Genomic DNA, 12,506 nt, shown 5'->3' with positions numbered 1-12,506 from the left:
AGATGTGTATAAGAGACAGGGCTACGCGCGGGCGAGGAGGGAGTGCAGCGCGGAGGTGAAGAGCAGCAGGCCGTCGGTGCCGGAGCGCATGGCTGAGGAGGTGTCGGGTCCGAAACCCTCTTCGACAGCGTGCTCGGGGTGCGGCATGAGCCCCACCACGTTGCCGGCGGGGTTGGTCAGCCCGGCGATGTCGTTCATCGAGCCGTTGGGGTTCACCTCGAGGTACCGGAACGCCACGAGCCCTTCGCCCTCGAGCCGCGCGATGGTGTCGGCCGACGCGATGAACCCGCCCTCGCCGTTCTTCAGCGGGATGGTGATCTCGGCCCCGTCGGCGAACGCCGAGGTCCACGCCGTCGACGTGTTCTCGACGCGCAACCGCTGGTCGCGGCAGATGAAGTTGCCGTGGTCGTTGCGAATGAGCCCGCCCGGCAGCAGGTGCGCCTCGGCGAGCATCTGAAAACCGTTGCAGATGCCGAGAACGGGCATGCCGGCCCCGGCCGCGTCGATGACCTCCGACATGATGGGCGACAGGCTCGCGATGGCCCCCGCGCGCAGGTAGTCGCCGTAGCTGAACCCACCGGGCAGGATGATCGCATCGACCCCGTGCAGGTCGTGGTCGCCGTGCCACAGCGGCACGGCCTCAGCGCCGACGAGTCGCACGGCGCGCTGGGCGTCACGATCGTCGAGCGACCCCGGAAAGGTCACCACGCCGATACGGGGAGCCATTAGGAGATTCCCTTGAGGATCTCTGCCTGCGCTTCGGGCGTCGACGCCTCGTCGAACGACGTGTCGTTCGTCACGTTTCCGGTCGAGAAGTCGTGCTCGGCGTCGTGCCCGAACCCGTCGGCACCGGCGAAGTGCACGCTGATCACGTCTTCGATGACGAGGTTGGCGAGCATCTCGTCGGCCAGAACCGACACCTCGGCGAGAATCTCGTCGGTGGCAGGCCCCTCGACCTCGATTTCGAACCGCTTACCGACACGAACGCCGGTGATCTTCGAGCGACCCTGACGCGCGAGCGCGCCGGCGACGGCCTTGCCCTGCGGGTCGAGCAGCTCGGCTTTGGGCATGACTTCTACGACAATTGTGGGCACCGGAGACTCCAGAGTTCGGCGAACGGATGCTCCGATTCTAGCCGCTCAACCCCGCACGCCTGCTGCACTCACGCCCGCGCCGGGCCTGCGCCTGGCCCGCACCTGACCCGCGCCGCGCCCCGCCTCGACCCCCCTTCAGGGCACGCCCGAGCGATCCTTATTATGAATTAGTCAAAACAAGTGCTTGACTAGAACAGTTGAAACCGAAGGAGACACTATGACTGACACTGTGCAGAACCACACCACCACCAACTCCGGTGCGCCCGTTGCGAGCGATGAGCACTCGCAGAGCGTCGGCGCCGACGGCGTCATCCCCCTGCATGACCACTACCTGCTCGAGAAGCTGGCCCAGTTCAACCGCGAGAAGGTACCAGAGCGCATCGTTCACGCCAAGGGCGGCGGCGCATTCGGCACCCTCGAGATCACCGAAGACGTGTCGGCGTACACCCGCGCCGCGCTCTTCCAGCCCGGTGTCAGCACCGAGACGCTCGCACGTTTCTCCACCGTGGCCGGCGAGCAGGGCAGCCCCGACACCTGGCGCGACCCCCGCGGTTTCGCGCTGAAGTTCTATACGACCGAGGGCAACTACGACCTCGTGGGCAACAACACCCCCGTGTTCTTCATTCGCGATGGCATCAAGTTTCCCGACTTCATCCACTCGCAGAAGCGTCTGCCGGGAAGCCACCTGCGCAACAACGACATGCAGTGGGACTTCTGGTCGCTCAGCCCAGAGTCGGCCCACCAGGTCACCTGGCTGATGGGCGACCGTGGGCTGCCGGCATCCTGGCGCCACATGGACGGCTTCGGCTCGCACACCTACCAGTGGATCAACGCCGCGGGCGAGCGATTCTGGGTCAAGTACCACTTCAAGACCAACCAGGGCATCGAGATTCTGAGCCAGGAAGCCGCGAACACCATCGCCGGCGAAGACGCTGACTTCCACATCCGCGACCTCGGCGAGGCCATCGACCGCGGCGACTTCCCGTCGTGGAGCCTCTCGGTGCAGATCATGCCGTACGCCGAGGCGGCGACCTATCGCTTCAACCCGTTCGACCTCACCAAGGTCTGGCCGCACGCCGACTACCCCCTGCACAAGGTCGGCACGCTCACTCTGAACCGCAACCCCGAGAACTACTTCGCCGAGATCGAGCAGGCCACCTTCGCCCCCTCGAACTTCGTTCCCGGCATCGCAGCCAGCCCCGACAAGATGCTGCTCGCGCGCATCTTCAGCTATGCGGATGCCCACCGGTACCGTGTCGGCACGAACCACGCTCAGCTGCCGGTGAACTCGCCGCACGCTGCGCCGGTCAACTCGTACTCGAAAGACGGCGCCGCGCGCTACGCGTTCAACGCACCGTCGACGCCCGTGTACGCGCCGAACTCGGTGGGCGGCCCGGCTGCCTCACCCGAGGCCGCCGGTGACTCCGCCGGGTGGCAGAACGACGGCGAGCTGCAGCGCACCGCAGCCACGCTGCACGCCGAAGACGACGACTTCGGCCAGGCCGGAACCCTCGTTCGCGAGGTGCTCGACGACGCTGCCCGTGACCGTCTGGTCGCGAACATCGCCGGCCACGTGGGCCAGGTCACGATCCCCGAGATCAAGGCACGCGCCCTGCAGTACTGGCGAAACGTCGACCAGACCCTCGGCGACCGCGTCGAGGCTGCCCTCGCCGCGGGAGACATCGACTCCGAGGTCGCCCCGCCGAACGCGGCCGGCCTGAACGCCGAACCCGCCGCCGACGTCAACCTCACCGTCTAGCCGCACAGCACCACCTCACCACCTCACCACACCAATTCGACTCTGCAGAAATTGCGGGTGTGCACGCCTGGCACCCGCAAACTCTGCAGAGTCGATTGCGTTGTACGGTGGGAGCCGGCAAAGGGGCCGACACCGCCAAATGCCAGCCCCGAGCATCCGGAGACCCCGTGACAGACCCCGTGAAACAGCAGGCCCGTTCGTGGAACCTGAAGCTGCTGGTTCTCGCCGCAACGGCCGCCGCCGCGGTCAGCACCATCTACCTGCCGCAGTCGATGCTGACCGACCTCGCGACCACGCTCGGCGTGCCAGCGGGCATGGCCAGTCTCACGGCGACCGCGGTGCAGGTGGGGTATGCCGTGGGTATCTTTCTGCTGGTTCCGCTGTCTGACCGCATTCAGCCGCGTCGGCAGATAACGACGCAGCTCATCCTGCTCGCGTCGGCGCTGCTGCTGACCGCCGTGCTGCCAGAGATCGTGAGTGTGGCGCTCGGCTTTCTGGTCGTGGGACTGGTGGCGAATATCGCGCAGCTCACGATTCCGGCCGCGAACAAGCTGGCGCCGGCCGGTCGCTCGGGGTCGACGACGACCGTGCTGCTCGGGGCGCTGCTGATCGGCATCTTCGGCGGGCGCATCGTGGCAAGCCTTCTGGTGGGCCCGCTCGGCTGGCGGTGGGTGATGGTTATCTTCGCGCTCGGCGTCGCGGCGACCATTCCGTTCCTCCGTCGTGCTCTGCGGTCGGATGTTGCACTCGGCGCCCTCGGCAGAACCTACGGTTCGCTGCTGCTGTCTACTCTTCGGCTCGCCCGAACGAGTCGTGCCCTGAGACTGTCGTCGGCCATGCACTTCTTCGCCTTCGCCACGTTCAATACGGTCTGGACAGTGATGGTGCTGCACCTCACCGGCCCGCTCTACGGGTGGAGTGTCGCCCAAGCCGGGCTGTTCGGCCTCGTGGGGCTGGCGGCTGGCGTCATCACCCCGTTCGGTGGGCGTTTCGTCGACCGGTTCGGGGCCACCCGGGTGGGCGGTCTCTTTCTGGTGTTCCTGGTCTTCGCGACGGTGACCGTGGTGTTCGACGAAGGGCAGGGCGTGCTGTTCGGCATCTCGGTGTTCGTGCTGACCTGGGCGAACCAGAGCGCGCAGTCGGCGAACCAGAACCGCGCCATGACTGCCAACCCGGGTGGAGAGGCCCAGGCGAACACGGTGTTCATGGTGAGCGTGTTTCTGGGCGGGTCGCTCGGCGCGCTGCTCGGGCCGGTGGCGTACGGCCTCGGCGGTATGTCGCTCGCCGGCGTGGTGGCGACGGGGCTCGCGCTCTGCGCGCTGGCGGTGTGGGTAGTGTCGTGGCGCGTCGAGGCTCGGGCCGCACGCCGGCTGGCGATGATCTGACGATCTGCAGCTTTTGACAGACTTTCTCTCTAGTGTGGGCACCATGCCGTGGTTAGAGGCCCTTGTCTATGTTCTGATCGCCGTAGTCGTTGCGGTGGTGGTCACCGCCGTGACCGCATTCATCGTGCGCCGCATCAGCCGTCGCAAAGAGTGGGCCGTGCGGCTCATCCGCCGTGCCCGCAGGCCGTTTCGCATCTTCCTTCTCGTCGTCGCGCTCTGGGTGGCGCTGCAGGCGACGAGCGTCGACCCCGCGTGGCGTGAGGTTCTGAGCCACACCTTCCTGGTGCTGTCGATCGCGGCAGGTGCCTGGCTCGTCTGCGCGCTGGCGATCTTCCTCGAAGACCTCGGGCTCGCCCGGTACCGCACCGATGTGCCCGACAATCGGCACGCCCGGCGCCTCCGCACACAGGTGCTGATCATCCGGCGCATCACCGTGGTCGCGACCGTGCTGGTGGGGCTCGGGGCGATACTGCTGACGTTCCCGGGGGTATCGGCGGCCGGGGCATCGCTGCTCGCGTCGGCCGGGCTCATCTCCATCGTCGCGGGGCTCGCGGCGCAGTCGACACTCGCGAACGTGTTCGCCGGGGTGCAGCTGGCGTTCAGTGATGCCATTCGCATCGACGACGTGGTGATCGTTCAAACCGAGTGGGGGCGCATCGAAGAGATCACCCTCACGTATGTGGTGGTGCACCTGTGGGATGACCGGCGAATGGTTCTGCCCTCGACCTACTTCACCACCACCCCGTTTCAGAACTGGACCCGCAAGAACTCCCAGCTGATGGGCTCGGTGGAGTTCGACCTCGACTGGCGCGTGAAGCCCGACGAGATGCGCGACGAACTGCACCGGGTCATGGCGAAGACCGAGCTGTGGGATGACCGGGTGGCCATTCTGCAGGTCACCGACGCGGTGGCGGGGTACGTGCGCATCCGCATTCTCGTCACGGCTGTCGATGCACCCACGCTGTTCGACCTGCGCTGCTACGTGCGGGAGCAGATGGTGAGCTGGGTGCAGCAGGTGTCGCCGCAGACGGTTCCGCACACGCGGGTGGAGCTCTCCGAGACGCCGCTCGAGTCAGATGCGCCGCGTTCGGCGTCGGTACCGTCGAAGACGCCTCCGGATGCCCTCTTCAGCGGTGACGCCAGTGCTGAGCTCCGCGGCAGCCAGTTCACCGGGCCGCTCGAGGTGCAGCGGCCGCGGGCGGGCGACGTGGCGGCTGGTGCGGCGACCGCCGAGCCCCATACTGCCGCCGAGCCCCACATTGCCGCCGGGTCGGGCGACGCCGGCGCTGCACCGCACGACGAGGCGCGCTGAGCCGTGCGATGGAGAAAGCCCCCGCCCGAACCCGCCGTCACGCGTGTCGCGTATGGCACCGACCCCGACCAGTTCGCCGAGTGGCGCGCACCTGTTCTCGGTGCACCGGCACCGGTCGCCACCGCCGTGCTGCTGCACGGAGGCTTCTACCGCTCGGCCTACACCCTCGACCTGATGCGCCCCCTCGCCGCCGATCTCGTGGCACGCGGATGGGCTGTCTTCAACACCGAATACCGGCGGCCGGATGCCCATGGCTGGCCGGCCACGCTCTCAGACCTCGACGCGGCCCTCGGTGCCCTTCGGGGTCTGCCGCAGTTCGACGCGGGCGTACCCCTCGTCGTGTTCGGTCACTCGGCGGGCGGCCAACTCGCCCTGCAACTCGCGGAGGCGGAGGGTGACGCCGTCCCGGAAGGCGCTGCGCCTGTGGGGGCACCGGCGTTCGCGCCCCCGTTCGTACCCCCCCATCGCGCTCGCCGTCTCGCTCGCGGGCGTGGTCGACCTCGGTTACGCCGTCGAGCACCGGCTGAGCAGCGACGCGGTTGTGATGGCGCTGGGGGGCACTCCCGACGAGGTGCCCGGGCGGTATGCGGCGGCAGATCCGGCGCGGTTCGAGCGCCGCCGGGCGCCGTGGCTGCTGGTGCAGGGAACCGGCGATTCGGCCGACTTCATCGCGATGAACAGGAGGGTGTCGGCGCGACCCGAGCTCGGGCATCCGGAACTCCTCGAAGCCCCCGGCGACCACTTCGCCATCATCGATCCGGCGTCGCCCCTCTGGCGCGCCACCGTCGCGAGGGTCGAGGCCCTGCTCGCCTGACGCACGCGTCAGCCGGCCGAGCCAGAGCTACGCGGCGGGGGTCAGCGGCTCGGTCGAGACGGTGACGCGGCTGCCCCAGGGGTCTTCGATGACGAGCGCCCGACCGTCGTTGGCGAACGGGGTTGCGTAGTGGGTGAGGCGCTCCTCGAGGGCTCCGAGGTCGGTGACGGCAGGCACCACGATGTCGACCTGCGCGAGGCCGAGGGCGAGCTGGCGCCTGCCAGCTCCAGCGCTCTGCCAGGTGTTCATCGCCATGTGGTGGTGATACTTGCCGGCCGAGATGAACAACGCACTGCCGGGAATTTCGAAGGTGGTCTCGAAGCCGAGCCTCCGCACGTAGAACTCTTTGGCGCTCGGTATGTCACCCACTGAGAGGTGCACGTGACCGACGGATGCTCCGCCGAGCCTTGGGTTCTGAACCGTCTCTTCCGTGAGGTACTTCTGCAGGAACTCGTTCGGATCCACGTAGAGCGTGGCCATCTCGATCTGGCCGTGCACCCAGCTCCATTCGGTGCGGGAGCGATCCCAGTACAGCTCGACCCCGTTGCCTTCGGGGTCGGTGAAGTAGAACGCGATGCTGACCTTGTGGTCGGCGCTGCCGGTGAAGGTTCCGGGGGCCGTGGTCGCCACCGAGTAGATGGCGGCGGCGAGTGCCTCGCGCGATTCGAAGAGGATGGCCGTGTGGTACAGACCGGCCGACCGCGGGGCCGCGTTCGCCAGCTCGGGGGCGTGCTCGAGGATGAGTACGGGGGTGCTGCCGCGCCCGAGCACGGCGATGCTGCCTTCGTGGCTCAGAACGTCGAGCGTGACGCCGTCGCGGTAGTAGGCGATCTCGGCGTCGAGGTTGCCGACGCGAAGGGTGACCGGGCCCATGCCGGTGCTGGCGGCGAGCAGGTCGGTGCTGTTCAGGGAGCCATTCATTGTAGCTACAACCATAGCGGTGGTCGGGTATTCCGACAGGGGAGGCGCCCGCGAGTGTTCAGCTGTCGGCCGGTGGGGTAGCGGCGCGACGACGGCGAACGAGGGCCCACGTACCGATGCCGAGCAGGGCCAGCAGCGCCAGTGCGGAGCCGAGCATCCAACCGGTGGCGCTCGACGGCTTGGCGCCCGCTGAGGTGTCTGCGGTAGCGATGGCTGCGGCCGGTTGTGTGCCGGTGGCAACAGGCACGGCGGTGGGGGCAGAAGTTTCGGAGGCGGAGGCGGTCATCGCCGCCGACGAAACGAAGCTCACCGGCGTGAAGGTCTCGTTGTTCGCGTTCGCAACGCCGTGGGCGCCGATGGTGATCACGCCGCACTGCGAGGCGAGGCAGTCGACCGTTGTCGCGTTGCCGTCACGGTCGGTGGCCTCGAAGCTCGAACCGGCGACCGTGAGGGTCGTGGCCCAGCTGCCATCGGCGGTGATGTCGCCGCCGCTCGCGCTCGCCTCGGTGGTGGAGCCGGGGAAGGCGATGAACTGTTGGTAGCCGGCGGGTTTCGACTCGTCGTCCATGGCATAGCGGTAGGTGGCTCCAGTGGCACCGCCCTTGCTCGGCTGCCAGGCACCCGAGGGGTCGACCCAGCCGAACAGAAGGTAGATACCGCCGAACCCCTTCTCGATCGACTGGAATCCGCTACCCGACACGCTGAGCGCCGTGGTCTCGTCGGTGTAGACCGTGTTCGTCACAGCAGCGTCGGCAGTGAGGGTGACCTGCACGGTCGCGGTGTCGGCTGCGTGCGCGGGTGCGGGTGCGGTGGATGCTGTCGCGACGAGGGTGGCGAGGAGGGCGCCGGTCAGAAGCGTGGCGCGGAGGCGCGTTGCGAGAGGGAGGCGGAAGACCGAGGGGAGGAGTGCCATGACTGACTTTCTGGGAGCTGGAGGTTCTGTGGTGGGGGCAGCAGTTCAGCGCACCGGCTGCACGATCGCGGCGTTGGTTCGGGGGTGCCGGATCACCTCGATGGGGTGGTCGTACACCTGAGTGAGCAAGTCGGAGGTGAACACCGCGTCGGGCCCGCCCGTCGCTGCGACGCGGCCGCCCTGAAGCACGGTCACGGTGTCGGCGAACGCGGCCGCGAGAGTCAGGTCGTGCAGCACGACGATCACGGCGTCGCCGCAGCGGGCACGAGTGCGGGCGACTCCGAGCACGTGCTCCTGATGCCGCAGGTCGAGGGCGGCGGTGGGTTCGTCGAGCAGCAGAATCCCCGCGCTCTGGGCGAGCACGCGGGCGAAGGCCACGCGGGCACGTTCTCCTCCGGAGAGAGTCGGTACATGCCGTTCAGAGAATATGTCGACCTCGGCCAGCGCCAGCGCCTCGGCTACGGCCGCTTCGTCGTGATGATCCGAGACAGTTCCTCGCCAGGGTGCGCGCCCCATCTCGACGACCTGCTGCACGGTGAAGGGGAAGAACACCGCGTTCTGCTGCAGCAGCACCGCGCGGCGGCGTGCGAGTTCGCGCAGCGGCCAGGTGGCCAGGGGTCGTCCTTCTATCCGTACCTCGCCTGCGGCGGGCGCGGTATCACCGCTGAGCACGGAAAGGAGGGTGGACTTACCGGCTCCGTTAGGCCCCACGAGGGCGTGCACGGTTCCGCGTGCAGCAACGAGCGACACCGAATCGAGAATCGTGCGACCGTCGATGGCGAGCGACACTCCCACTGCCTCGAGCCCCCGCCCGACCATCATGCCCACCCGCCCGATCGTGCGCGCGTGCGGCGCAGCAGCCAGAAGAAGAACGGGCCACCGACCAGAGCCGTGAGCATGCCGATCGGCAGGTCGGCGTAGGGCACGATCGTGCGGGCCGCGAGGTCTGCGGTCGAGAGCAGCAGAGCGCCGCCGAGGGCGCTCGCGATGGTGAGCGGCAGGTGGGCCGGCCCGATGATCATGCGCATGAGGTGCGGCACGACGAGCCCCACGAACGCGATGATGCCGGTGAACGCTACCGCCACGGCAACGAGCAGGGCGACCAGCACGATGGTGACAACCCGGAGCAGTTCGACGTTGACCCCGAGGTGTCGCGCCGAGCGTTCGCCGAGCGAGAGCAGGTCGAGCCGGCGGGAGAGCGCGAGTGCCGCGACGATTCCGAGGAGCGCCACCGGCAAGACGACCCAGACGTCGCGCCACAGGGCTCCGTTGAGGCTGCCGAGCTGCCAGAAGACGATGGCCTCGCGCGCCTGGCTGTCACCGAAGAACAGCAGAAAAGCGAGCCCGGCCCCGGCGACGGCTGTGACGGCGACCCCCGTGAGCACGAGCGTGACGACCTCGGTCTTGCCTCCCGCCCGGGCCGCGCCGTAGACGACGAACGTCGAGAGCAGGCCGGCGGTGAAGGCGGTGAGGGCGATGGTCCAGTCGCCGGCAAACGACCAGCCGAGCACGATGGTCGCTGCAGCGCCCACGGCCGCGCCGGCAGAGACGCCCACCACACCCGGGTCGGCGAGGGGGTTGCCGAAGATCGCCTGCATGAGCATCCCGCTCACCGAGAGCGCGGCGCCGACCACAACGGCGAGGGCGATGCGGGGAAACCGGATGCTCCACAGCGCCTCGTGGCCCTGCCCGAGTGCGGGCAGGGGGCCGATATCGAGGCCCACCGCGTGCAGCAGTGAGCCGAGTACCTGCCCGGGTGGAATCGACAGCTGCCCGGTGGCCCCCGAGAAGACGACCACGATCACCAGGGCCGCGGCGAGCCCGGTGAACAGCAGGGCGCGGCGGGTCACGAGGTGCTCGGGTTCGGTTGGGCATCCACCCCAGCGCCCGAGCCGCCCGGCGCATACAGGGCCCGCGCCAGCGCGTCGAGCACCGCCGGCGTGCGCGTACCGAAGCTCAGAATGTCGTAGTCGCTCATCTCGACGATGCGCCGATTCTCGCCCGCGGGAGTCAGCGCGACCGACGGCACCGCCGCTATCAACCCCTCGACCCCGCCGACCGATTCGAGCCCCTTGGTCATCATGAGAATCACGTCGGGTGCCGCAGCCACGACGGCCTCCGCAGTCATCGGTCGCATGCCCTGTATACCGATCTCGCCCGCCACGTCGATGGCGCCGAGGCTCGTGATGAGGGCGTCGGCACCCGATTCCCTGCCGAAGATGTAGTAGACCCCGGCCGAGCCGCGCACGTAGAGGAACATCACGCGCACCTTGTCGGCGCTCGCCGTCGGGGCGAGTTTCGCAATGTCGTTGACCGTCGCGGCGATCTGCCTCTGAACGCCCGCGGTCACGGATGCTCCGGCCGCGGCCACTCCGAGGGCATCGGCCACGCCCTGAACAATGGTGCCCACGTTGTCGATCGAGCGGTCGGGTGTGAGAACCACTACCGGAATACCGGCGCCGCGCAGCTGCAGCAGCACATCCCATGGGCCGATCGACGAATCGGTGATGATCACCGTGGGGGCGAGCGCCAGAATCGCTTCGGCGCTCAGCTGGTGACCGCCCTGGGTCACGACCGGCAGCGCGGCGGCTTCAGGAAACCCAGTGGAGATGTCGCGGCCCACCACCTGCGGGCCGAGGCCGAGGGCGAACACGGTCGCAGCCAGCGTTCCCGAGACGTCGAGCGCCAGAATGCGGCTCGCGTCGGTGACGGTGACGCTGGTGCCCTGGTTGTCGACGACGGTGGTGGGCAGCTGCGGTGTGGGGGCAGGCGTGAGAGCGGCGATGCTCTCGCTCGGCAGGCAGGCGGTCGACGCGCCGGTGAGTTCGCGCGGCGGCGTGGTCGGGTGAAGCTGGCTGAGAGCAACCTGTGCGGCGGGAGCTGAGGAGCAGGGTTCTGACGATGAAGCGGTGCCAGAACCGCCGCCGCTTGACGTGCCGGAACCGAGGGCAGGCGCCGAGCATCCGGTGACCGCGAGAGCGACGGCGAGGAGGATGGGCAGCAGAATCCGCGTAAACACGGGCTTCGTGGTGCAATGAAGAAAGATCACGCTGTTAGGTTACCCTAAATAAAGTTTGGTAAGCCTTACCTAAATTGCACTAGTGTCAGGGCTGCGGAGCGCTGCCTGTGTTTCTTCACAGATATGGGGGCGGTGCCTCCGCGCCACCCCCTGCCACCCCCTCACCGACCAGGAGTATCCGCATCGTGACAAACAGCTGGGGCCGTCGCCTCACCAGACCGCTGAGTGCCCTGGTGGCGCTCGTTCTCTTCGCCGGAATGCTCGTGTTCGGCTCTGCTCTGACCGCCACCGCCGCCACCACCACCGCCTCGACCGGCGACGTGTCGGGTGCTTCGCTGACCTGGGGCATCAAAGACTCATGGCGAAACTATGTGTCGGGCTTCGGCGGATCAGTCGCGCTCGCGAACGGCGCGAGCGCCTCACCCGCACCCTACGGCTGGGGCGGCTCGACGGGGGGCTCATACGACGAGGCAACCGGGGCTGCCGACGTGATCTTCGGCGGCGCGATCACCTTCACCGTGCCGGCGCACCACATCTCGATCACCCTGTCGCACCCCGAGCTCACACTCACTGATGCTGCGACTGGCAACCTCTCGTTCGACTACACCGACAGCGCGGGCGCCAGCGGAACAGCTGTCTTCGCCACGCTCGACCTGACAACCGGTACCAACAGTGTGAACGACGGCGTCGCTTCGTTCAGCGGTGTCGCCGCCGCTGCCGGCCCCGGGTCGGCCAGTGTCTTCGGGGGGTTCTACACGGTCGGTGCGGCACTCGACACGGTGTCGTTCTCGTTGCCCTTCGAGGCCGCACCCCCTGCTCCGGTGGTCGTGACCACCGCCACCACGCTCACGGCTACCCCGGCTGCCGCGACCGAGGGCGACACGATCACTCTCTCGGCCAGCGTCTCGCCCGCCGTCGCCGGCAGCATTCGATTCGTCGATGGCACGGATGCCCTGCCTTCGCCGGTCGCGGTTGACACCGCCGGCTCGGCCAGCGCCACGGTGGTCGCCACAACCGGTACGCACAGCTACACCGCCGAGTTCACGCCGACCGACACTTCGGCATACTCGGCCTCGACCTCTGGCGCGCACGTCGTAACGGTCACGGACGCACCCGTGGTCGTCACTCCGGTTGCCACGGTCACCACTCTCGCCCTCACCCCCGCCGCGCCCGTTCTGCTCGGCAGCGCGACAACGCTGACCGCGACGGTGGTGCTCGCTCCGGCCACCCCGGCCTCCACCGCCACCCCGGCCTCCACGGGCACCCCGGTCACCGGCGCGGTGCCGAGC

At 68.3% G+C, this 12,506-nt stretch carries 11 protein-coding genes and 2 pseudogenes; 6 read left to right on the top strand and 7 right to left on the bottom strand.

The annotated features are described in order from the left end of the window. Nucleotides 1–21: 21 nt before the first annotated feature. Together purQ and purS are read right to left on the bottom strand one after the other, a co-directional pair. Entirely contained in the window at nt 22–726 is a 705-nt protein-coding gene (gene purQ, locus QN358_RS17930) for a phosphoribosylformylglycinamidine synthase subunit PurQ (protein ID WP_136643311.1), read from the bottom strand. A gap of 128 nt (nt 727–854) precedes the next feature. Continuing rightward, a pseudogene (gene purS / locus QN358_RS17925) lies at nt 855–1,094 on the bottom strand (phosphoribosylformylglycinamidine synthase subunit PurS); the annotation flags it as partial. 217 nt (nt 1,095–1,311) lie between these two features. Between purS and QN358_RS17920 the strand changes: the two are divergent. The 5 genes and pseudogenes from QN358_RS17920 (at nt 1,312) to QN358_RS17905 (ending at nt 6,364) form a co-directional block, all read left to right on the top strand. Further along, a complete protein-coding gene (locus QN358_RS17920; RefSeq protein ID WP_323513165.1) occupies nt 1,312–2,853 on the top strand; it encodes a catalase in 1,542 nt (513 codons plus the stop codon). Nucleotides 2,854–3,020: 167 nt separating this feature from the next. Beyond that, entirely contained in the window at nt 3,021–4,238 is a 1,218-nt protein-coding gene (locus QN358_RS17915) for an MFS transporter (protein ID WP_323513164.1), read from the top strand. 43 nt (nt 4,239–4,281) lie between these two features. After that, nucleotides 4,282–5,550, top strand: coding sequence for a mechanosensitive ion channel family protein (locus QN358_RS17910; RefSeq protein ID WP_136643313.1), 1,269 nt, complete (start codon nt 4,282–4,284; stop codon nt 5,548–5,550). Nucleotides 5,551–5,724: 174 nt separating this feature from the next. Then, nucleotides 5,725–5,892, top strand: a pseudogene (locus QN358_RS18965) (alpha/beta hydrolase); the annotation flags it as partial. Nucleotides 5,893–5,944: 52 nt separating this feature from the next. Next, the gene (locus QN358_RS17905) at nt 5,945–6,364 is read left to right on the top strand and encodes a hypothetical protein (protein ID WP_323513163.1); all 420 of its coding nucleotides are present in this window, start codon (nt 5,945–5,947) and stop codon (nt 6,362–6,364) included. Nucleotides 6,365–6,391: 27 nt separating this feature from the next. Here QN358_RS17905 and QN358_RS17900 read toward each other — a convergent pair whose 3' ends face one another. From QN358_RS17900 to QN358_RS17880, 5 genes are read right to left on the bottom strand one after another with little or no spacing between them, the layout of a single operon-like run. Then, nucleotides 6,392–7,285 (bottom strand): VOC family protein, encoded by an 894-nt coding sequence (locus tag QN358_RS17900; protein ID WP_136643315.1) that lies wholly within the window; start codon nt 7,283–7,285, stop codon nt 6,392–6,394. 58 nt (nt 7,286–7,343) lie between these two features. After that, nucleotides 7,344–8,198 carry a hypothetical protein gene (locus QN358_RS17895; RefSeq protein ID WP_136643316.1) on the bottom strand — a complete coding sequence of 285 codons (855 nt, stop codon included), beginning with the start codon at nt 8,196–8,198 and terminating at the stop codon, nt 7,344–7,346. Nucleotides 8,199–8,243: 45 nt separating this feature from the next. After that, nucleotides 8,244–9,020, bottom strand: a complete 777-nt coding sequence (locus QN358_RS17890; RefSeq protein WP_136643317.1) for a heme ABC transporter ATP-binding protein — start codon at nt 9,018–9,020, stop codon at nt 8,244–8,246. Continuing rightward, nucleotides 9,017–10,048, bottom strand: coding sequence for a FecCD family ABC transporter permease (locus tag QN358_RS17885; RefSeq protein ID WP_237280497.1), 1,032 nt, complete (start codon nt 10,046–10,048; stop codon nt 9,017–9,019). Before QN358_RS17885 ends, QN358_RS17890 begins: the two co-directional genes overlap by 4 nt. Further along, the gene (locus QN358_RS17880; protein ID WP_323513162.1) at nt 10,045–11,247 is read right to left on the bottom strand and encodes a heme/hemin ABC transporter substrate-binding protein; all 1,203 of its coding nucleotides are present in this window, start codon (nt 11,245–11,247) and stop codon (nt 10,045–10,047) included. The genes QN358_RS17885 and QN358_RS17880 overlap by 4 nt, the downstream gene beginning before the upstream one ends. Nucleotides 11,248–11,402: 155 nt before the next feature. Here QN358_RS17880 and QN358_RS17875 point away from each other — a divergent pair. Further along, nucleotides 11,403–12,506: HtaA domain-containing protein (locus QN358_RS17875; RefSeq protein WP_323513161.1), on the top strand; the 1,104-nt coding region annotated here is incomplete at its 3' end.

The sequence above is a fragment of the Subtercola sp. RTI3 genome, from assembly GCF_035018625.1.
GTDB classification, from domain to species: Bacteria; Actinomycetota; Actinomycetes; order Actinomycetales; family Microbacteriaceae; genus Subtercola; species Subtercola vilae.
This window is presented reverse-complemented; position numbering and strand designations above follow the sequence as displayed.

Bases quoted from the DNA above. Each gene is read 5' to 3' on its own strand.
- QN358_RS17900 (WP_136643315.1), bottom strand. From the start codon at position 7,285: ATGAATGGCTCCCTGAACAGCACCGACCTGCTCGCCGCCAGCACCGGC.
- QN358_RS17920 (WP_323513165.1), top strand. From the start codon at position 1,312: ATGACTGACACTGTGCAGAACCACACCACCACCAACTCCGGTGCGCCC.
- purQ (WP_136643311.1), bottom strand. From the start codon at position 726: ATGGCTCCCCGTATCGGCGTGGTGACCTTTCCGGGGTCGCTCGACGAT.
- QN358_RS17895 (WP_136643316.1), bottom strand. From the start codon at position 8,198: ATGGCACTCCTCCCCTCGGTCTTCCGCCTCCCTCTCGCAACGCGCCTC.
- QN358_RS17910 (WP_136643313.1), top strand. From the start codon at position 4,282: ATGCCGTGGTTAGAGGCCCTTGTCTATGTTCTGATCGCCGTAGTCGTT.
- QN358_RS17890 (WP_136643317.1), bottom strand. From the start codon at position 9,020: ATGATGGTCGGGCGGGGGCTCGAGGCAGTGGGAGTGTCGCTCGCCATC.